The 20,394-nt window shown below is 61.3% G+C and carries 16 protein-coding genes; 4 read left to right on the top strand and 12 right to left on the bottom strand.

Going from position 1 to position 20,394, the window contains the following annotated elements:
• Positions 1-112: 112 nt before the first annotated feature.
• Positions 113-1,084: a LysR family transcriptional regulator gene (locus tag FFS45_RS30275; protein WP_137958314.1), complete on the top strand. Its 972-nt coding sequence runs from the start codon at positions 113-115 to the stop codon at positions 1,082-1,084.
• 2 nt (positions 1,085-1,086) lie between these two features.
• Here the strand turns inward: FFS45_RS30275 and FFS45_RS30280 are convergent, their stop codons facing one another.
• From FFS45_RS30280 to FFS45_RS30305, 6 genes are all read right to left on the bottom strand, one after another.
• The gene (locus FFS45_RS30280) at positions 1,087-2,565 is read right to left on the bottom strand and encodes a M81 family metallopeptidase (protein ID WP_137958315.1); all 1,479 of its coding nucleotides are present in this window, start codon (positions 2,563-2,565) and stop codon (positions 1,087-1,089) included.
• Between the two features lie 38 nt (positions 2,566-2,603).
• On the bottom strand, positions 2,604-3,767 hold the full coding sequence (locus FFS45_RS30285) for an iron-containing alcohol dehydrogenase (protein WP_137958316.1): 1,164 nt from the start codon (positions 3,765-3,767) through the stop codon (positions 2,604-2,606).
• A 24-nt stretch (positions 3,768-3,791) separates the two neighbouring features.
• Entirely contained in the window at positions 3,792-5,186 is a 1,395-nt protein-coding gene (locus tag FFS45_RS30290) for an aldehyde dehydrogenase family protein (protein WP_137958317.1), read from the bottom strand.
• 21 nt (positions 5,187-5,207) lie between these two features.
• On the bottom strand, positions 5,208-6,605 hold the full coding sequence (locus tag FFS45_RS30295) for a glutamine synthetase family protein (RefSeq protein ID WP_137958318.1): 1,398 nt from the start codon (positions 6,603-6,605) through the stop codon (positions 5,208-5,210).
• A gap of 406 nt (positions 6,606-7,011) precedes the next feature.
• Positions 7,012-8,283 (bottom strand): HD domain-containing protein, encoded by a 1,272-nt coding sequence (locus FFS45_RS30300; protein ID WP_137958319.1) that lies wholly within the window; start codon positions 8,281-8,283, stop codon positions 7,012-7,014.
• A gap of 11 nt (positions 8,284-8,294) precedes the next feature.
• Entirely contained in the window at positions 8,295-9,020 is a 726-nt protein-coding gene (locus FFS45_RS30305) for an epoxyqueuosine reductase QueH (RefSeq protein ID WP_137958320.1), read from the bottom strand.
• Positions 9,021-9,330: 310 nt separating this feature from the next.
• Here FFS45_RS30305 and metE point away from each other — a divergent pair, with 310 nt between their 5' ends.
• Both metE and FFS45_RS30315 read left to right on the top strand, forming a co-directional pair.
• Positions 9,331-11,628, top strand: coding sequence for a 5-methyltetrahydropteroyltriglutamate--homocysteine S-methyltransferase (gene metE / locus FFS45_RS30310; RefSeq protein WP_137958321.1), 2,298 nt, complete (start codon positions 9,331-9,333; stop codon positions 11,626-11,628).
• A gap of 212 nt (positions 11,629-11,840) precedes the next feature.
• Positions 11,841-13,124, top strand: coding sequence for a cystathionine gamma-synthase family protein (locus tag FFS45_RS30315; protein ID WP_137958322.1), 1,284 nt, complete (start codon positions 11,841-11,843; stop codon positions 13,122-13,124).
• Positions 13,125-13,176: 52 nt separating this feature from the next.
• Here the strand turns inward: FFS45_RS30315 and FFS45_RS30320 are convergent, their stop codons facing one another.
• Together FFS45_RS30320 and FFS45_RS30325 are read right to left on the bottom strand one after the other, a co-directional pair.
• Positions 13,177-14,199, bottom strand: coding sequence for an SGNH/GDSL hydrolase family protein (locus tag FFS45_RS30320; protein ID WP_137958323.1), 1,023 nt, complete (start codon positions 14,197-14,199; stop codon positions 13,177-13,179).
• A gap of 127 nt (positions 14,200-14,326) precedes the next feature.
• On the bottom strand, positions 14,327-15,298 hold the full coding sequence (locus FFS45_RS30325; RefSeq protein WP_349292333.1) for a LysR family transcriptional regulator: 972 nt from the start codon (positions 15,296-15,298) through the stop codon (positions 14,327-14,329).
• Between the two features lie 249 nt (positions 15,299-15,547).
• On the opposite strand from FFS45_RS30325, the gene FFS45_RS30330 reads away from it, so the two are divergent.
• Positions 15,548-16,297, top strand: a complete 750-nt coding sequence (locus tag FFS45_RS30330; protein WP_137958356.1) for an aspartate/glutamate racemase family protein — start codon at positions 15,548-15,550, stop codon at positions 16,295-16,297.
• A 108-nt stretch (positions 16,298-16,405) separates the two neighbouring features.
• Here the strand turns inward: FFS45_RS30330 and FFS45_RS30335 are convergent, their stop codons facing one another.
• The 4 genes from FFS45_RS30335 to FFS45_RS30350 form a co-directional block, all read right to left on the bottom strand.
• Complete coding sequence (locus FFS45_RS30335; protein ID WP_137958325.1) at positions 16,406-17,440, bottom strand: NAD(P)-dependent alcohol dehydrogenase; 1,035 nt, start codon at positions 17,438-17,440, stop codon at positions 16,406-16,408.
• Positions 17,441-17,488: 48 nt separating this feature from the next.
• Positions 17,489-18,457 (bottom strand): sugar-binding transcriptional regulator, encoded by a 969-nt coding sequence (locus FFS45_RS30340; protein WP_249362993.1) that lies wholly within the window; start codon positions 18,455-18,457, stop codon positions 17,489-17,491.
• Positions 18,458-18,530: 73 nt separating this feature from the next.
• On the bottom strand, positions 18,531-19,382 hold the full coding sequence (locus FFS45_RS30345) for a carbohydrate ABC transporter permease (protein ID WP_137958357.1): 852 nt from the start codon (positions 19,380-19,382) through the stop codon (positions 18,531-18,533).
• 29 nt (positions 19,383-19,411) lie between these two features.
• Positions 19,412-20,350: a sugar ABC transporter permease gene (locus FFS45_RS30350; RefSeq protein ID WP_171029794.1), complete on the bottom strand. Its 939-nt coding sequence runs from the start codon at positions 20,348-20,350 to the stop codon at positions 19,412-19,414.
• Between the last annotated feature and the right edge of the window lie 44 nt (positions 20,351-20,394).

Below are 20,394 nucleotides of genomic sequence, written 5' to 3' on the forward strand. Positions count from 1 at the left end.
AGAGTTGAGTGGCACTTTTTACACCACCGGTAACAGCGGGTACACTACGCCGAGGTGTGGCGCGCCCCACGCGCGCCTGGCTACTTCTCGCGACGGCAAATCAGCCGGTCTTATGCAAAACGGCATCCATTTCGATCTGAAAGCGCTCGAAGTCTTCGTGCTTGTCGTCGAGTCCGGCGGCATGACGGCTGCCGGCCAACGGCTCAACCTCACACAGTCTTCAGTCTCGCAAACGCTTTCGAACCTGGAGCAAACCCTCAACCTGCAGTTGCTGGATCGCTCGCAACGTCCTCCCATGCTCACGCCCGTGGGCCGTCAGTTCTACAACCGGGCCTGTACGCTGCTGGATGACGCAAGGCATCTGAGTCAGGAGTTCGGCAAGCCTCCCGGTGAGCCGCTCAAACATATCCGCATTGCGCTGGTCGATTCCATGGCCACCAGCATCGGCGCCGAACTGCTGGCTGCGATACGGCAGCGCACCTCCAACTGGTCGATGGTGACCGGCCAATCGCATCAGCACGCTGAAGCGCTGTTGTCCAGACGTGTAGACATCATCATTTCCGATGACCCGGTGCTGAAAAACCCCGCGCTATACCGCCAGCGCATCCTGCGTGAACCGTTCGTACTCGTGTTGCCCGGCGACTTCAAAGGACCCGTTCCGTCGCTGCGCAGCCTGCTGGTCCGAGACGACTTCATTCGCTACAGCAATACCACCGTCATTGGCCGCAGCATTGAAACCCAACTGGAGAAATGGGGGATTCAACCGCCGGTGCGCCTGCAGCTCGACAACACGTTCGCCATCATGTCTCTCGTGATGGCCAATGCCGGCTGGACCATCACCACGCCGCTGTGCCTGTTGCAGTCGGGGCTCACCGCGGACAACAGGTTCTCTCAAGCGTTTCGCCTGTTCCCGATTCCCGGCGAGGAGTTCTTCCGCGAACTCACCATGGTCGCCCGTCAGGACGATCTCGGCCTGCTGCCGCAGCAACTCGCCCAGGACAGCGTGCAATTGCTGAAGAATCGCTTCCTGCCGATCATCGACGCCAATGCGCCCTGGCTACTGCCCTCCATCGTGCTGGGCTGATTTCAAAGCAGGTTGACGCCGGGCCGCAATTTTTCGTAGCGCAACTGGCGCAGGTCCGCGACATTGACGCCGGGCGCGGCCACCACCAGGATTTCATCCGCCAGCGTGGCAAAATCGGCCCGGAAATGTACTGAGCTCTTGAGAACCAGGATGCGGTAATCAGCCGGATCGGCGCCGACATGGCGAAACATGGCCTGATCGGCAGCCTGCTGTTTGCGGCTCGACACCACAATCTCCATGCCGCGAGGGCCGCCGCAGCGCACGCGCGTCATGGGCCCGAGATCCATCTGGCAGCCCAGATAGAACGGCCCCGTGCCGGTGAAGCGGCCGCTTTCCAGCGCCAGCACCTCAAATGACGCCTCGAGCGGCGCTGCGCCAATCCCGCTGGCGCCGCCCAGCGGAACATCGATCACCGCGCCGATACCTGCAAGCCTCGCCGCTTCGACGAACCCGGCATCGCACAACACGCCGGCGCACACGCGTTGCGCGTCTTGCCGCAGCAGTTCGTGCAGCAGATCGGTCGTATCACCGCTGCCTCCGCCGCCCGGATTGTCCTGGGTATCGGCAAGGATGACTGTGCCGCTCGCCTTACGCGCCCCGCGTTCAATCGCATAGGCAACCGCCTCGGTCGGCGCATACAGGTGCCCGCCGAAATCGGCACGGCACGTGCGGGCAGCCTCGGTCAAGGAATCGACTGCACGCTCGACCGCCATCCGGTCATAGCCGTAAGCAATGACACTGGGGCCGCTGTGATAAATATCGGCAAGCGGAAAACCCGGCACGAACTCGGCCGCAAAAACCTGTTCCGATGCCAGCGATTCACCGAGCGCCATCAAGCCACGCATCGGTTCGGTCAACGTGCTCTGCCAGGGCATGGGAATCAAAAAAGGCAGTTGCCGAAAGCTCTTGTGCAACACTCTGCCGGCAAGCAAGCGGTCAAGCAGCACCTGTGCACGCTGCCCTGTCTGCGCCATGTCGACATGCGGATAACTGCGATACGCCAGCAGGCCGCTCGCATGCTCGAACATGGCCGGCGTGATATTGGCGTGAAAGTCGAGCGCCACGACAATCGGCATCGCAGCGCCGACCCTGTGCCGCAGGCGCCGCAGCAACTCGCCCTCGCCATCCTCCAGATGTTCGCTCACCATTGCGCCATGCAGATCGAGAAACAGCGCGTCCAGCGGGCCGGCATCGCGGATCATGCGGTCGAGCATAAAGGCAATCGCTTCGAACGCGTCTTCTGTCACCGGGCCACTGGGGTTGGCCGAGGCCCACAATAGCGGCACAAGCTGATGCGAACTCTGTGCAGCGCGGATAAAACCGTCGATTGCCAGATTCACACCCGAGACCGCGCCGAATATCTCCTCGCCGACCAGCAAACCGGGCCACGCGTCCGCCTCGACGAACGTGGCGAAGCGCGCCCGGCTGGCGGCGAAGGTATTCGTCTCATGTAAAAAACCCGCGATCCCGATTTTTGCCACACCAACCCCTCAATAACGCTGACTCATTGCACCAGGCGCTACAACAAGCCGTCGACCGCCGTAACGAAAATGCGGCTATAGTCAGCAGCACTAAACGCAATCGGATTGGTGCCGGCGGAGCCATCTATCACGGCCATTTCGCCGACCTTCGCCGCCTCCTGGGCACCGATGCCGATCTCATTCAGCGTATGGGGAATGCCCAGCGATTCGCGCATCGTCAGAACCCAGTCGAGGAAAGATGCAAACGACGGCTGTGCGAGTTCAAGGTAGCGCGCCAGCAACTCGATCCGCTCGGCAATGGCCGATTCGTTAGCCTTGAGCACATAGGGCATCAGGATGGCATTGAGCATGCCGTGGTGCGCGTCGTACAGCGCGCCCAGCGGATGAGCCAGCGCATGCATTGCGCCGAGGCCGCGCTGAAATGCCGTGGCGCCCATGCTCGACGCCACCAGCATTTGCAGGCGTGCTTCGAGATCCTGACCGTCCTTGACTGCGCGCGGCAGAAACTGCTTGATCAGGCGAATCCCTTCGAGCGCGATACCGGTCGCCATCGGATGATAAAACGGCGAGCAATAGGCTTCGAGGTTGTGCGACAGCGCGTCCATGCCGGTTGCCGCCGTCAGTTTTGCCGGCAGGCCCACCGTCAGCTCGGGGTCGAGAATAACAACCGCAGGCAGCATCTTCGCGTGAAAGATGATCCGCTTGACGTGTGCGTGCTCGTCGGTGATCACCGAGGCCCGGCCGACTTCCGAGCCGGTCCCGGCGGTGGTCGGCACCGCCACGACCGGCGCCATACCGGCCACGTTGACGCGCAGATAGTTGTCGCCGACATCTTCGAAATCCCACAGCGGACGATCCTGCCCAACCATCAGCGCCACGGCCTTGGCCGCGTCGAGCGCCGAGCCGCCGCCGAAAGCGATCACGCCATCATGCCGGCCGGCCTTGAAGACCGTCACGCCATCGTCGACATTCTTGCCGGTCGGGTTGCCCTTGATATCGTGAAACAGGCCGCATTCGAGGCCGGCGGACCGGCAGTGATCCAGCACGCGGGCGATCAGCGGCAATGCCGCGAGGCCCGGGTCGGTAATCAGCAGCGGCCGGCGCATGCCGAGGCTTTCGCACCATTGCGGCAATTCGCGGATACGGCCCGCACCGACCTTGACCGCGGTCGGGTAATTCCAGTTGACTGAGGGGAGTGACATGCGAAATTCCTTCAATGGTATCGGTCAAACGCCGGTTTTCAGATGAAAGGACTTGGGGCGCGTCAGGTGTTCATAACCCACCACCGACAAGGTCGCGCCCCGGCCCGTGTTCTTCACTCCGGTCCATGCCAGCGCCGGGTCGAGATAATCGCAGCGGTTCATGAAGAAGGTGCCGGTTTCGACACGGCGGCCAATCGACAGCGCGGCTTCTTCGTCGCTGGTAAACACCGCGGCGGTCAAACCGTAGGGACTGTCGTTCATCAGCTCGATTGCCTGTTCGTCGTCGGACACAGGCATGATGCCGACCACCGGTCCGAAGCACTCGTCGTTCATCAGCGTCATGCCGTGATCGACGTCCACGAACACGCCTGGCGCCACATAAGGTGTGCCGGCGCGCGACAAGCCGAAACGGCTTTCCTCGATCAGATTTTTAGCGCCTTTGGCCAGCGCGTCGGCGATCACCGCGCGCACGCCCTCCGCAGCGGCCGTTCGCACGACCGGCCCCAACGTGGTCTGCGTGTCGAGCGGATTGCCCAGTACATACTGATTCGTCAGCGCCACGGCGCGCTCGACAAAATCCTTGTACAGCGGCTGCGCCACATAAATTCTCTGGATACCGCAGCATGACTGGCCTGAATTGAAGAAGGCGCCGTCGACCAAGGTCTCCACCGCATGATCGAGCCGTGCATCGCTTCGCACATAGGCCGGATCATTCCCGCCCAATTCCAGCCCAACACCAATGAAGCGCCCCGCCGCCGCTTCCTCGACGATCCGGCCGCCGCCCACCGAACCGGTGAAGCAGACAAAGCCGATTTCATCCGCGCGAATCAGGCGGCGAACACGCTCATGATCGACGTGCAGATACTGGAACACACCCTCGGGCAATTCGGCCTGGACAAAAGCCTGATGGATGAGTTCGGCGCACAGCGGCGTCTGGTCGGAGTGCTTGAGAATCACCGCGTTACCTGCAAGCAAAGCCGGCACGATGCTGTTGACTGCGGTCAACAAGGGGTAATTCCACGGCGCGATGCTCAACACCACGCCCACTGGTTCACGCGAAATAAACCGCGTAAAGCCCGCCTGCGGTTCCACCCGAACGGGCTTCAACGCATCTTCGGCAATCGCCATCATGTGGCGCGCCCGCGCGGCAAAACCGTCCACCTCACCCGCGGTGTAGCGCAGCGGGCGGCCAATCTGCCGCGTAATCGCTTCGGCGATAGCGGCCTTGTTCTCGACAAAGTGCTCGACAGCACGGCCAACCAGCGCCAATCGCTCCGACAGCGGTCTTGCGGCCCACGCCTTCTGGGCAACTTGTGCACGCTGCAGCGTCTGCCCGATCTGCGACTCGCTCGCATAAGGACGGCGCACAAATTCGCTGCCGTCGATCGGGCTAATGGTAATCAACTCGTCTTTCGTCATGGTGGGCTTGAACTCTCGGACTCAGATAATTTCGAAGTAGCGCGCCAGCTCCCAATCGGTCACATGCCGACGGAACTGCCGTTCTTCCCATTCGCGGGTCGCGGCAAAGTGCTCGACAAACGCTTCGCCAAACAAGGTCCTGGCCGCTTCGGAATGGCGCAGGCGTTGTGCGGATTCCCAGAGGGTGCAGGGCAATTTCAGGTGGGCCGGAAAATCCTGCGTGTAGGCGTTGCCCTGAACGATCGGCTCCGGGTCCAGGCCCTGTTCGATCCCATGCAAGCCGGCGCCCAATGCGGCTGCCAGTGCGATATAAGGATTGGCGTCGGCTGAGCCGATGCGAACTTCAACGCGCTGGGATTTCGCCGAACCCGGGATCAGGCGCAAGGCCGTGGTTCGATTCTCGACGCCCCAGGTGGCATCGAGCGGCGCCCAGTAACCGGGCACGAGGCGCGAATAGCTGTTGACGGTCTGCGCGAACATTGACATGAACTCGGGCAGGTAACGCTGCACCCCCGCCATGAAACGGGCTTGCGTGGCGCTCATGTTATACGGACGGCTTTCGTCGTAAAACACGGGTTTTCCGGTGCTCTTTTCGCGCAACGACAGGTGGATATGGCCGCTCTGTCCCGGATGGTCATGCGACCATTTCGCCATGAAGGTGGCCATCAGATTGTTCTTCTGCGCCAGCGCCTTGGTAAACGTCTTGAACAGGATGGCCTTGTCCGCCATTTCGGCCGCATTGTCGACCGCGAGTGCCGCTTCCAGCACGCCAGGGCCGGTTTCGGTATGCAGCCCCTCGATCGGCATATCCATCTGCTCGCACAGATCGAGCAACTGCCGGTAGAAATCGCCTTCGACCGTACTGCGCAACACCGAATAGCCAAAATTGCCCGGTGTCCAGTTTTTCAAGCCGCGATAATTTTTTTCGCGTGCCGAGTGCGGCGTCTCTTCGAACATGAAGAACTCATATTCGAGTGCGGCAGCGGCTTCGAAGCCCATGTCACCGGCGCGCTTCAATACACGTTTGAGCAGGCCGCGCGGACAGATTGCTTCGGCATCCTCTACGAATTCGCACAGGAAGAACAGCATGGCCTCCCCGTCACCCTGCTCCAGCGGCAAGCGCCGGCAGCTCTCCGGGATGATGCGCACCATGGCGTCCGGATAGGCGGTGTGCCAGCCCGTATACTTCGTATTGTCGTACATCTGGTCGTCCACATCCCAGCCCAGTACGACATTGCAGAAAGCGAAACCGGCACGCAGTGCCCCGATGAATTTATCCTTGCGCAGATATTTGCCGCGCAGAATGCCGTCGACGTCGGACAGGCCGACCTTGATATGCGTCAGCCGGCTCGCCTCCACCAGGCGAATCGCATCCTCTACTGTTTTGATTGCCCGTTCGGGCTTCGCATGCGCATCCATAGACAGTGTCTCCGGGTTACCGCTTGTTTCAGACGGTCGATTCATCTTAGGAACGAGAAAATTCCCGATCAACAACAATCGATATTCCTTATGGTGATGATCGGCTGGGGTAATACTCGATGCTCCGTGGTCCTGGCACCACCCCTTCCGCTAGCGCCGGCCGGGCAGGCCGCCGCATCGGCAACAGGTGCAAACGATCATAGGGGGACGAAAAAATGGAGTGTTATCGAAAAACGGCAATATCCGCGTCACGAATCACGAAGGAATAACGGGGGCTGGCGAGGCCGATCCGATTGACCGGCAAGCGTGGATTCCAGACCGGCGGCGAGGCGCGCGCGGCCTGCTGGCGTGGCGGGAGAAATGCGCCTTAAACGCTATGGTGCGAGGGTTGAATCGTGGAGCAGGGTCAGACGTGCCGCGACGTAAGCTCGCACGGCGTCTGGAACATCTCGCTCGCAATCTGCGCGGCGCGCCCGACCGCATGCGCTGGCACGAAGACATAGAACCGCCACAGATCGGCGTAGCGGTCCTGCAGTGCGCCTATCTCGGCGAAGGTGCCGCTGTCGGGAGCGTTCAGAGATTCGACACCCCGGCTGGTTTCGACCGGCACGGCGGCTTCCTTCATGGCGCTAAGCGCCGGGCAGTACAGCACAATGTCCGCGAAGGGCAGATTCAGCTTTTCCGCGAGTTCCGCCTCGGCCTGTGCGCGCTGCGTGCGCGACTTGTGGTACCGGGTCACCCATTCCTTGCGCAAGGCAAGCGGCACACTGCGGCCGGACACAACATAGCCGCGTTTGAGCAGGTCGCGGTTCAACGTGCGGCGCGCAAGGGCAGCGGCATTAGCGACACCGCAGCGCGCGAGGCGCTCCAGCAGCGTCCAGTCGTTGAGTTCAAGCAGGTCGCTCTCGGCGAGCACGCCGTTGTCGAGGGCGATCTCCACCGCTTTGGAAATCATCGCGCCCGCCACCACCTTGGTGTGGTGATAGTAGACGCGCTCGGTGAGGAAGTATCGCAACCGCAGCACGCCGATGATTTCCGAACGGGCGTCGGGCCGGTCCATGCCATGTTTGGAGAGCCGGATCACCAGACGGTCGTCGTGCTCGGCAAAGCAGCGGAAGATCCGGTCGTCGTAGTTGTGCGAGAGACCGGTAAAGAAGCTGTCGCGGCGCAGGTAGTCGAGCAGATCGGCGTCGATGCTGCCCGACACGATGTCCTGGGCCCAACGCGGCACGCCTTGAGGAGACGGCTGGCCGAGCAGGCTGGCCACAACATCCCGAATGCCCAGGCGGGTCAACGCATCACCCAACTCACCCGCGAACATATCCGCGAGACGCGAGCCTTTGTCGTGCCGCGCAAACAGGCGGCGCTCGTCTTCCAGCGTGTGGCCGAACGGCACGTGCGTGACGTCGTGAAGCAAGGCTGCCACGCCAATGGCTTCTTCCAGTTCAGCGGGAATATTCTGGACACCTGAGCGGCGCAGCCCCGTCACGATCCGGTGCGCGACCGCACAGACTCCGATGGAGTGATCGAAGCGCGTGTGCAGCGCTCCCGGATAGACGAGGTGCGCCGTGCCAAGCTGCTTGATGCCGCGCAGCCGCTGCATCACGGGCAGGTCGAGCACCGCCGTTTCGACGCTGCTCAGTTCGATATCGCCGTGAATGGGGTCGCGTAGCAGCATGGGCTCAGCGCTTAGCTCGAAGAACTCGTATCTGCATCAGGCGCGCTGGGCGCCATAGGTGCTGCCGTCTCCTGCTCGCCCGCCGGCGCTTGCCCGTAATACAGCTCGCCGAGCTTGATACGCTCGCGCCCCATCGCCACGCGGTGTTCGTTGGTATCGCGCAAGGAGTAGACGCAGCCGCAGTATTCTTGCTGATAGAAGTTTTCCCGCTTGCTGATCTCAATCATCCGCGCGGAACCGCCGCCCTTGCGCCAGTTGTATTCCCAATAGGTCAGATCCGGGTAGTGTCCGGCCGCACGCACGCCGCAGCCGTTGATCTGATTCATGTCCTTCCAGCGCGAAATGCCCAGCGAACTGGTGATGACCGGAAAGCCATTCTCATGCGCGTAGAGGGCCGTGCGTTCGAACCGCATGTCGAAGCACATCGTGCAACGAATGCCGCGCTCGGGCTCGTGTTCCATACCGCGCGCCCGCTCGAACCAGTTGTCGCGATCGTAATCGGCGTCGACAAACGGAATGCCGAACTTCTCCGCAAAGCGGATGTTCTCGTTCTTGCGCAGCTCGTATTCCTTGAGCGGATGGATGTTCGGGTTGTAGAAAAAGATCGTGAAGTCGATGCCCGACGCCTGCATGGCTTCCATCACCTCGCCGGAACACGGCGCGCAGCAGGAATGCAGCAGAACCTTGCGGTGTCCACCGGGCACGGTCAGCGGCTTACGTTCAAGAGATTGTGTCATGGTGTTTCCACAGTTTCATTCAAGGCCGCTGCCGGCTTGCGCGCCGGCTCAATAAAGGCCTTGAGGCAATCAATTTGTAATCAATTTCGGTGCCGGTCCTGCCGGCGCACAGGATTTCCGCGCCATGCTCAGCGAGCCGTGCTTGTCCAGCGCCTGGACGAGGGACAGAGGGATTCTCTCAAGCATGATGGCACATGGGCAAGTAGCACATGAACAAAACTAATGGCTTGTTGAATTATCGACATTTTACTTCATAAACGGCCTTCGCTAGGATGCATCATCCCCAACCTGATCGAACCAAGGTGACACCATGGCAACGACACACAATCTGGGCTTCCCTCGCATCGGCGCGAAGCGCGAACTGAAATTCGCACTCGAGTCCTACTGGAAAGGCGAGTCCTCGCTCGGCGCGCTGAAAGCGCTGGGCGCCCAGTTGCGCCAGCGCCACTGGGCCCATCAGGCCGACCTCGGTCTCGCCGCCGTGGGCGATTTCGCCTTCTACGACCAGGTGCTGGACATGAGCTTCACCCTGGGCAACCTGCCGGAGCGCGTGCAAGGCTTCCACGGCGACACGCTCGACAACTACTTCCGCGTTGCCCGCGGCCGCTCGGCCAAAGGTGCCGAAGACCACGCAGCGTGCTGCGGCGGCGTCGCTGCCGGCGAAATGACCAAGTGGTTCGACACCAACTACCACTACATCGTCCCCGAATTCAGCGCCAGCACCGGATTCAAGCTCGACGCGTCGCGCCTGCTCGAACAACTGGGCGAAGCGAAGGCACAAGGCGTCAGGGCCAAGCCGGTGATCGTCGGCCCTGTGACCTATCTGGCGCTCGGCAAGGCCAAGGACGATTCCGACAAGCTGGCCCTGCTGCCGCGTCTGCTGCCAGTCTACGCTGAACTGCTGGACACCCTGGCCGCGCAAGGTGTGGAGTGGGTGCAGATCGACGAACCGATCCTCGTTACTGAATTGTCCGCGCAATGGCAGCAAGCGTACGTCACGGCATACGACGCGCTGGCGAACAGCAAGGTCAAACTGCTGCTGGCAACGTACTTCGGCCAACTGCTCGGCAACCTGCCGCTGGCTGTCAAGCTGCCGGTGCACGGCCTGCATCTGGACGCGATCAATGCGCGCGCCGAAGTCGACGCCGTGATCGCTCAACTGCCGCAAGACCGCGTGCTGTCGCTTGGCGTGATCAACGGCCGCAACATCTGGAAGACCAACCTCAACGGCGTGCTGGACTGGCTCGAACCGGTCGCGAGGCAACTGGGCGAGCGCCTGTGGATCGCTCCGTCGTGCTCGCTGCTGCACGTGCCGGTGGATCTGGAAAGCGAACAGAAGCTGGATGCGGAAGTCCGTTCGTGGCTCGCTTTCGCGCTGCAAAAGCTGGGCGAACTGAAGGTGCTGGCTACCGCGCTGAACAACGGCCGCGACGCCGTCAAGGCAGAACTGGCCGCTAACGGCGCCGCCATTGCCGAGCGCCGCGCCTCGCCGCGCGTGAACAACCCGACCGTCAAGGCCGCCCTCGCGAAGATCAACCCGGCGCTCGGCCAGCGCAAGAGCGCCTACCCCTCGCGCGCCGCCAAGCAAGCTGCCCTGCTGAACCTGCCGGCTTATCCGACCACGACGATCGGCTCGTTCCCGCAAACCAGTACGATCCGCCATGCGCGCAGCCAGTTCAAGAGCGGTACGCTGGACGAAGCCGGCTACAAGGACGCGATGCGTGCCGAGATCGAACGCAGCGTGCGCGAGCAGGAAGCGCTGGGGCTGGACGTGCTGGTGCACGGCGAAGCCGAGCGTAACGACATGGTCGAATACTTCGGCGAGCAGCTCGACGGTTACGCGTTCAGCCAGTTCGGCTGGGTGCAGTCGTATGGCTCGCGTTGCGTGAAGCCGCCTATCCTGTTCGGCGACATCAGCCGCCCGAAGGCCATGACGGTCGAGTGGATCAAGTATGCGCAGTCGCTGACCAGCAAGCCGATGAAAGGCATGCTGACCGGCCCGGTCACGATCCTGAACTGGTCGTTCGTGCGCGACGATCAGCCGCGTTCGGTGTCGTGCTACCAGCTGGCTCTGGCGATCCGCGAAGAAGTGCTGGACCTCGAGAAGGCCGGCGTGCGCGTGATACAGATCGACGAAGCCGCACTGCGCGAAGGCCTGCCGCTGCGCAAGTCGCAGTGGGGTGAGTACCTCGACTGGGCCGTGACCTCGTTCCGTATCACCGCCAATGGCGTAGATGACGAAACGCAAATCCACACCCATATGTGCTATTCGGAGTTCAACGACATCATCGCGTCGATCGCCGATATGGACGCCGACGTAATCACCATCGAGACCTCGCGCTCGGACATGGAGTTGCTGGACGCGTTCGACAACTTCAACTACCCGAACGAAATCGGACCGGGCGTGTACGACATTCACTCGCCTAACATCCCGACCGAAGAGCATATCGTTCAACTGATGAAGAAGGCGGCTGAACGCATTCCGGCGCAACGCCTGTGGGTAAATCCGGATTGCGGCCTGAAGACGCGTCAATGGGAAGAAGTCATTCCCGCACTGACCAACATGGTGGCGGCTGCCAGGAAGTTGCGCGCTTCGGTCCACGGCTGATCGCGAAGCACTGCGCATAAGGTACCCACAAGCAGGAAACGGCCGCCTTCGGGTGGCCGTAGTCATTTCCGGCCGTACTGCTCGCGATAACCTGTCGCTATGGGGTAGCATGGACCCGCGCTGGCCCAAAAGAGCGATCCTCTTTGAGCACGATGCGCGCTGGGACTGCAACCACCGTTCAACCCTCCCCTCGACATGGCATGGAGCAAAGCATGACCTATCGCACCTATCACAAACGCACGATTGCCGGTCGCGATCTGCATCCCGAAACCCAGATGATGTCTTATGGCTACGATCCCTTTCTGTCCGAAGGGTCGGTGAAGCCACCGGTTTTCCTGACGTCGACATTCGCGTTTCGCACCGCCGAGGACGGCGCCGAGTTCTTCGACATGGTGTCGGGCCGCAAGCCTTTACCCGAAGGCGAAAGCGCGGGCCTCGTGTATAGCCGCTTCAATCATCCGAATCTCGAGATCGTCGAAGACCGTCTTGCCTTGCTCGACGATTCCGAAGCCGCTGTTGTGACCTCCAGTGGCATGTCGGCAATCGCGGCCATCCTGCTGGCATTCCTGCGGCCCGGTGATTGTGTGGTGCAATCCGTGCCGCTTTATGGCGGCACAGAGACATTGATTTCAAAGTTTCTGCCCGAATGGGGCATCCGCTCCCAGGTGATCGAGGATGGTCTTTCGGTACCGGCGATTCACGACGCGCTCGAAGCCGCAGCGCAAAAGGGCCACGTGCGGATGTGCTACATCGAAACACCGGCCAATCCGACCAATGCACTGTTCGATCTGGAAGGGCTGCGCCGCGAGATCGATGCGTTTGAACAACGCCACGGCTATCGCCCTCTCTCCGTGTGCGACAACACGCTGCTGGGCCCGTTGTATCAGAAGCCCACGCGGCAAGGCATCGACCTGAGCGTGTATTCGCTGACGAAGTACATCGGCGGCCATAGCGATCTGGTCGCAGGTGGCGTCACCGGCAGCCGCAGTCTCATCACCAGGATTCGTGCGATCCGCAGCACGCTTGGCTCGCAACTCGATCCGCATTCGTCATGGATGATCACGCGCTCCATGGAGACGCTGGTGCTGCGCATGCAACAGGCCGCGCGCAGCGGTAGCGCCGTCGCGCGCTGGCTCGCGAGCAATCCGTATCGCCCGGTGAAAGTCCTGCACTCCGAACTGATCGAGGACCCGGCCTACCAGGCGGTTTATCAGCGTCAATGCACCGGGCCCGGATCGACGTTTGCATTTGTCCTCGACGGCGGCCGCGAGCAGGCGTTCCGCTTCATCAACGGCCTGACGCTGTTCAAGTCGGCAGTGAGCCTGGGCGGTACGGAGTCGCTGATCTGCCACCCCGCTTCGACGACGCATTCAGGCGTTCCCGCCGACGCGCGCGCGGCAGCCGGCGTCACCGAAGGCTTGATTCGCGTGTCGGTTGGACTGGAGCATCCCGACGACCTGATCGCAGACCTCTCGAACGCGCTGGAACACTGTTAAGGCGAGCAGCGTGAGCAGGAACGCCCCATCGTGGGCGTTCCTGCTTTCAGTCTCAATGACCCAGACCGCTCGCGGCGATCTGCTGCTCGACATACTGTGCGAAGAGCGCATGCAGATGCGTGGTCGGATGAAGATCGTCCGCGAACATATAGGTCTGGTCGGCATTGGCGCTTACGTAGGTGGCCGGTGAGCACAGCAGCGAGGTGTCATCCGGGGTTTTCGAAGGGTCACAGGCCTGGCCGGTGTTCGACACCGTGAAGCCGTTGGTCTGAAAGTTCGAGATGATCTGGTTCAGCCACGTATAGGCATCGATCTGGATCACCTTGCTTTGCACACCATCGCTCTGCAAGGCGGAGTTCAAGGTGCTGTTGAAGAGTTGCGACAACTGCGTGTAGGTTGCGCCGCCGTCCGACTGGGCGAGGCCCTTGGGCGAGAGCCCAATGTTCGGAAGATTGACCACCACGACATGAGTCGCGCCGGCCTGTACGATCTGCTGCACAAGCTGGGCAAGCGTGGTCGCCGCCGTCTCCACTGTCTGCGCCGCGGCCGGCAGCGCTCCGGCGCGCAATACATCGTTCGCCCCGGCCCACACGAGCACCAGTTGTCCTGAGTTAAAACTCTTGTAAGTGCCCAGGTAGCTCGAAACCTGCTGGTTGACAGGCATTTCGACATCGCCGATCACGTCGGTCAGGAAATCGTTCTGGCTAGCCGGCGTTGCCACCGTCGCGCCCCCTTCCGCATAGCCCATGCCGCCCTGCGGACTCAGCTTTTGCGTCAGATCGATCGTGTAGGCGGCGCTTAGTGTATTGCCGTAGTACTGCGCGACATTCTGGGTCCACACCTGCCCGGGATTGGTCGTGAAACGGCCTCCGCCCACGGCGCTGGCGATCGGCGCGTAGGTTCCGACGTCCGACAGGCTGTCGCCGAACGAGACAATCTGCAGGTTGATACCGCCGCTCGGTGTCGAGCTGCCGCTACCCGAGCTACTGCCGTGCCCGCCACCACCACATGACGCAAGCACTGCAATTGTCATGGAAAAAATTGCAGCCCGTACCACGTTTTTGATTGCTCGCATTGCCGCTCCTCCGTGACTGGCTGGGGAGCTGCGGCCACGTCGTGACCTGATCTCGCGCTTCACCCTGCCGATAGTGTCTACGAGGTAGCAAGAAGCGTGCACCGCTGCGGTTGCACGGCAGCAGGGATCACGATCCGTTGCCCAGATGGTTACCGAGGTGGTCGACCAGCATCCGCGCCGGGAGCGGCAGCGTGTCAAAATTTCGGGCGATTATCGACAGCGGCCGCAGCGACCAGGGTTCGTCAAGCTCAATGACGCGAAACGGCGCCGAATGCATATAAGGCGTCACGCTGCCTTTGGGCAATAGGCCGATCCCGAGGCCCGCACTAACCATGTTGCGCACGCCCTCGAAACTGGTCACTTCTATGCGCACGCGCAGCCGTCTGCCGCTACGCTCTGCGGCGGCGCGGCACAGTTTCGGAATGGACGTGCCATAGGGCATGCTGACGAAGTCGTCCTCCAGCACTTCCTCGAACGCCATGCTTGTGCGCCCGGCGAGCCGGTGATCCGACGGCACAATCACCACCAGCTTATCGACGCCATACGGGCGCCACTGCAGATCGCCAAGGGCGTCCTCCGTAGCCGAGCAGATGCCGAGATCGGCGACACCGCTGGTAATCGCCTGTACTACCTCATCGCTCGACTTCTCGACCATATCGATCCGCACTTTTGGGTTCTCGTGCAGAAACGAGCGCAGCGCGTTTGGCAAATACTGCACCATCGCGGTGAAGTTGACATAGATTCGGGCGTGCCCTCTTATGCCGTCGGAGTACTCAGACAGTTCGTCCGCAATCTGCTGCAAATGCTCGCCCAATCGCCTGGCGTGATGATAGAGCGCCTCGCCGGCGGGCGTAGCTTGTACCCCGCGGCTATGGCGATATAGCAGCGGTGTTCCGGCGTCGTCTTCAAGATCCGACACGCGCTTGCTGACGGCCGATGCCACGATGTGCGTGCGGGCGGCGGCCGCGGCAATGCTGCCCTCCTCGATGACCGCCACGAAAATACGCAGCGACTCGATATCAAGGCGTAACGGACGATCTGCTGAAACCCGCATCCTCGCTCCCTGGGGTGAATTTCGGGCCGATTGCGGCCATCTCATTTGGCGATGCCTGCACTGAACATTGAGAACTTCTCAGCACGCCTGCAAACCGCCATCCTACGTGCATAGCTTTCGAGCGGCACAAGGCCGGTGATCGAAGCGCGGCAGCAAACGCTGCGCACCGCGATTCTATGCCGGCGAGGCGAGTTTGTCCTGGCAACCCGTCTACGGGATATCGAACACTACCGTTTAATTGGCAGCTTGTTAATTATTTCGCATACCTTATTTAATATTTTACTGGAGATTAAAATGTCTCAGAGTTTTCGCATTGGACAGATCGTTCCTAGTTCAAACACGACTATGGAAACCGAAATTCCCGCCATGCTGCGCGCCCGAGAAGCCATTCGACCCGAGCGATTCACTTTCCATTCGAGCCGGATGAGAATGCACAAGGTTACGAAGGAAGAATTGACCGCGATGAACAAAGAAGGCTTGCGCTGCGCGGCAGAACTTGCTGACGCCCGTGTCGATGTAATGAGCACGGCATGCCTCGTCGCAATCATGGCGATGGGGCCCGGATATCACCGGCAAACCGAACGCGAACTGCTGGAAGTGGCGCGTGCCAACCATTGCCTGGCGCCGGTCATGACCTCGGCCGGAGCGTTGGTAGAAGGCCTGAAAACCCTCGGCGCACGCCGCATTTCGCTGATGGCTCCGTACATGCGGCCTTTGACGGATCTCGTCGTCGCTTACATCGAAAACGAAGGAATTGAGGTCATCGATTCCCTCTGCTTTGAGATCCCCGACAACCTTGAAGTCGGGCTGCGCGCCCCGCGGCAACTGCTTGAGGACGTTCGTCGCCTGAACACCGAAGGCGCGGATGTAGTCGTAGCGTCCGCATGCGTCCAGATGCCGTCATTACCGGCAATTCAGCGCATTGAAGACATGCTGGGAATCCGCACCGTTTCAACTGCGGTATGCACAGTCCGGGGTATGCTCGATCGGCTCAGGCTCGAACCAGTCGTCCCAGGCGCCGGCGCGTTGCTTGCCGGCGCTTGAGCGGGCCAGATGCCGCGTGAACGCCGACAGATTGGCAGGCAGGCGCCATCCCATGGGCGCCTCGCGCGAAAAACCCCGGGCCGTGCGGGCAATGCCTCTCGGCCACGCTCACTCCATGACAATCTGGACTTTCACGTCCGTGGGCTTGCCGCTTGCCGCTTCTTCGAATGCGCGAATGCCGTCCGCGAACGCAAACGAACGCGAGATAAACGGCTTGATATCGAGCCGGCCTGAGGCGATCAACTGGATGGCTCGCGGGAACATGTTGGCGTAGCGGAACACCGATTCGATGCGCGCTTCCTTGATTTGCAGCGCGACAATATCGACCGGTACCGCGTGTTGCGGCATGCCGACAAGGACGAGGCAACCACCGGGACACAGCAGGTCGACAATGCCGTCGAATGCCCTTTCGTTCCCGCTGGCTTCGAAGACCACGTTCGCCCCCCAACCCTCCGTGAGTTCCGTGACAACGTCCTTCACTTTACGGTCGCGGATATTGACCGCCGTCACGCCCTGCACGTTGCCGATCAGTTCGAGTTTCTCGGGCACCAGATCGCAGACGATCGCGCGGCTGCAACCACCGGCGAGCGCCGCGAGAGCGCACATCATGCCGATCGTTCCCGCACCGAGAATAACCGCCACGTCCCCCGGCTTTATCTTCGCCTTCGTTGCGGCCTGCATGCCGATAGCCAGCGGTTCGACAATCGCGCCTTCCGCAAAACTGACGTTGTCCGGCAGCCTGAAAGTGAACGCGGCGGGATGCACGACAAACGGTGTCAGGCAACCATGCACCGGTGGCGTCGCCCAGAAGCGCACGCTCGGATCGAGGTTGTACATGCCCTCGCGCGATGCCCGCGATGCCATGTCCGGCACCCCAGGTTCCATGCAGACACGATCGCCCACCTTCAGGTGCGTCACTTCATCGCCAATCTGAACCACGGTACCCGCCGCTTCGTGACCCAGTACCATCGGTTCGTTGACGACAAATGGTCCGATACGGCCGTGCTGATAATAATGGATGTCGCTTCCGCAGATGCCTACCGTATTGATGCGAATGCGTACGTCGTGCGAACCGACAACCTGCGGCAAGGTGAACGGGCGCAAGCTGATACGGCGTGCTTCTTCAAGAACCAGTGCTTCCATGATTGAAGCCCTCTGCTATGGAATGAACGGAATGAAATGCAGTGCTCGTCAAGGTTCGTCGCAGAGACGGCGTGCGGTCTGCTCGTCGGTCACCAGCACCGACGGGTAGCGTCCACGCAACGCGGCCCGCGTCACGGCAAATTTCTTCGTGCCGCCGCTCACCAGAATCACGCGCTGAATCTTGCGCAGATCCTCGAGCGAAATCGCGACCGTGCGACGGTTTAGCGGATGATCGATTGCCTCGCCATCGGCGTCCATAAAGTGGCCGAGCATATCGCCTACTGCGCCCGCTTTTTGCAGCGCCCTCACCTGTTCGGGATCGTTGATGCCGTAGGTCACCACCAATGACTCCGTCAGGTCGCCGCAGGTCAGCAGAACCAGATCCGATTGGCGCGCCCGCTCATAGGTCTCGCGCACGGCATCTTCCTTGAGCAGGATGTCGCGCACCGCCTGACTGCTTACATAGATTGGCGCGGGAAACAGGAAGCCGTCGGCCTGACACAGGTCCGCAAAGTCGGACACGATGTCGAACGTGTTAATGCTCGGGCAATGCGAGAGGCCGCCTTGCAACGACACCGCCGAAAGCCCTCCGTAAGTCCGTTGCGGCAAAGCGCGCAGCACAGCGCGGATCGTGCGTCCCCAACCCAGTCCGATCGTCTGTCCCGCCTCAATTTGTCCTGCCAGGTAGTTCGCCGCGCCTATGCCGATCGCAGCCATGTTGGCCTCCGTATCGGCGCCCGAGGGCACCACAACCGCGGCTTCAAGCCCGAAGCGCTTGACCAGCGTCTCCTCGAGCGCGACACAAGGCGTGAGACGGCTATTGATGGTGATCTGGACCATCCCTGATTCGCGGCTTGCGGCGAGCAGCCGGTTCACCCGCACCCGATTGCTGCCAATGAGCTGTGCAATCTCCTGTTGCGTCAGATTGCCGACGTAGTAATGCCATGCAACGCGCGCCTGCAACTCCTCTTCCGTATCAACAGACGATTCGCCCGGCGACGTGACTGCGGGTGGCATGGATTTATTCATGAGCATGATGGGTTTTGATTGGCACAACCGGATAGTAATTCACCGCCCCTTGCGCCGAGCTTCATTTCACCGCCCCCATTGTCAGCCCCTGCACCAGCCGCCCCGATACGGCCAACGCGAATACCACCATCGGCAGTACGATCAGCGTGCCTGTGGCCATGATTTCACCCCACGGCAACTCGTAGCCGCTCATATAACTGGTGGCCGCAACCGGTGACGTGATGGCGTCGCTGCGGGTGAGCACCAGCGCGTAAAGGAGGTCGTTCCACGAAAAGATAAAGGCGAAGATCGCCGACACGACGATGCCCGGCATCGCCAACGGCAAGTTGATCCGCCAGAACACGCGCCACGCGGACGCACCGTCAAGACGCGCGGCTTCGTCGAGTTCGACCGGAATATTGCGGAACTGATCGGTGCAGATCCATACAACGATCGGCAGCGAGAACGTCAGATAGAGCAGAATCAGCACGATATGCGTGTCGACCAGATCGAGCCTGGTGGCGATCAGGAAGAACGGCACCGCCAGCACCACGGGGCTCACCATCCGGTTCGAGATAAACCAGAACCACAGGTCTTCCTTGCCGCGAAATTCGAAGCGCGCGAGCGCATAGGCCGCGGGGGTGCCGAGCAGGATCGACAGAAACGTTGTGCTGCTCGCCACGATCAGCGAGTTCAACAGGCTTTGTGCGACGTCGTGTTCGAACAGCGCGTCCGTGTAGTGCGAGAGCGTTGGCGTGAAAAACCACACCGGTGGCATGGCGAGCGCATCGGCCTGACTCTTCAGGCTGGTCGTTACCATCCAGTAGAACGGAAACACTGACGTGAGAAATACAATCAGCAAGCCGATTGCGTGCCACACCGTTGCACGGCGCCGTGCGTTCCTTGCACGGCGTGAACGCGGCGATAGCGGCACAGCCTGAATGCTGGTATCCGTTGCGGTACTCACACGGCCTCCCGATAGACAAAACGAATATAGAGCCGCGACAGCACGATGGTCAGGATCAGCAACAGGACCGCCTGAGCCGATGCCATGCCCTGATCGAAGAGGCGGAATGCGATGCGCTGGATATAGATGCTGATGAACTCGGTTGCCGTGCCTGGACCGCCGCGCGTCATCGTGAACACGGCGTCGAACATCTTGAGCATGTCGGCGGAGCGCAGAATCAGGATTGCGGTGAGCCCCGGCAGCAAGTAAGGACGCTGCAGATGCCAGAGGATCTTGCTCCACTTCGGCGTTTCGAGCCGCGCCGCTTCTTCGGCTTCCTTGGGCACCATCGCGAGACCCGCAAGCAGGATCAGCGCGCAGAATGGCGTCCATTGCCAGATGTCCATGATCATCACCGACACCACGGCGAGCGTGGGGTCGGCCAGCCAGTCGAGCGGCGGAACACCGAATAAGCCCAGCAGGTAATTGACCACGCCGAACTGGCGGTTGAAGATCAGACGCCCGATCAAACCGACCACCGCGTAGGTGGTCGCCATCGGAATCACGAGACCGACACGTGCCGCCACCCGCAGCCACGGGAGCGCCGTGCGGTGCAGCATCAAGGCAGCAAATAGCCCCAAAGCGATTTCAATCGGCAAGGTCAGGCAGAGGAATAACACGGTACGGCCGAGCGCCCCCCAGAAAGACGGATCGGAAAGCGTGGCGATGTAGTTGTCGAAGCCGACAAACGGCGTACCAGCCGCCACATCCGCGAGTTTGTAGAGGTGGAACGAGTTGTAGAGCGCGAGCAGCAGCGGGTAGATGCCAATGACCGCCAGCGCTGCGACGGCTGGAAACAGGAACCAGAACGCGGGCGAGCGCGGCATGAAGCGAAAGCGCGCAGGCCGGCGCGGGCGCATTGCGCCGCTGGCGGGTGGTACCGTGGTCTTGAGCATCAAGCATCTCCGCGGGTTGGCTTGCATCAGCAGGCGAGGCGGCA

The sequence above is a fragment of the Burkholderia sp. 4M9327F10 genome, from assembly GCF_005503145.1.
Classification (GTDB): Bacteria; Pseudomonadota; Gammaproteobacteria; order Burkholderiales; family Burkholderiaceae; genus Paraburkholderia.

Bases quoted from the DNA above. Each gene is read 5' to 3' on its own strand.
- FFS45_RS30350 (WP_171029794.1), bottom strand. From the start codon at position 20,350: ATGCTCAAGACCACGGTACCACCCGCCAGCGGCGCAATGCGCCCGCGC.
- FFS45_RS30340 (WP_249362993.1), bottom strand. From the start codon at position 18,457: ATGCCACCCGCAGTCACGTCGCCGGGCGAATCGTCTGTTGATACGGAA.
- FFS45_RS30300 (WP_137958319.1), bottom strand. From the start codon at position 8,283: ATGCTGCTACGCGACCCCATTCACGGCGATATCGAACTGAGCAGCGTC.
- FFS45_RS30295 (WP_137958318.1), bottom strand. From the start codon at position 6,605: ATGGATGCGCATGCGAAGCCCGAACGGGCAATCAAAACAGTAGAGGAT.
- FFS45_RS30285 (WP_137958316.1), bottom strand. From the start codon at position 3,767: ATGTCACTCCCCTCAGTCAACTGGAATTACCCGACCGCGGTCAAGGTC.
- FFS45_RS30305 (WP_137958320.1), bottom strand. From the start codon at position 9,020: ATGACACAATCTCTTGAACGTAAGCCGCTGACCGTGCCCGGTGGACAC.
- FFS45_RS30335 (WP_137958325.1), bottom strand. From the start codon at position 17,440: ATGGAAGCACTGGTTCTTGAAGAAGCACGCCGTATCAGCTTGCGCCCG.
- FFS45_RS30320 (WP_137958323.1), bottom strand. From the start codon at position 14,199: ATGCGAGCAATCAAAAACGTGGTACGGGCTGCAATTTTTTCCATGACA.
- FFS45_RS30290 (WP_137958317.1), bottom strand. From the start codon at position 5,186: ATGACGAAAGACGAGTTGATTACCATTAGCCCGATCGACGGCAGCGAA.
- metE (WP_137958321.1), top strand. From the start codon at position 9,331: ATGGCAACGACACACAATCTGGGCTTCCCTCGCATCGGCGCGAAGCGC.
- FFS45_RS30275 (WP_137958314.1), top strand. From the start codon at position 113: ATGCAAAACGGCATCCATTTCGATCTGAAAGCGCTCGAAGTCTTCGTG.
- FFS45_RS30315 (WP_137958322.1), top strand. From the start codon at position 11,841: ATGACCTATCGCACCTATCACAAACGCACGATTGCCGGTCGCGATCTG.
- FFS45_RS30325 (WP_349292333.1), bottom strand. From the start codon at position 15,298: ATGAGATGGCCGCAATCGGCCCGAAATTCACCCCAGGGAGCGAGGATG.
- FFS45_RS30330 (WP_137958356.1), top strand. From the start codon at position 15,548: ATGTCTCAGAGTTTTCGCATTGGACAGATCGTTCCTAGTTCAAACACG.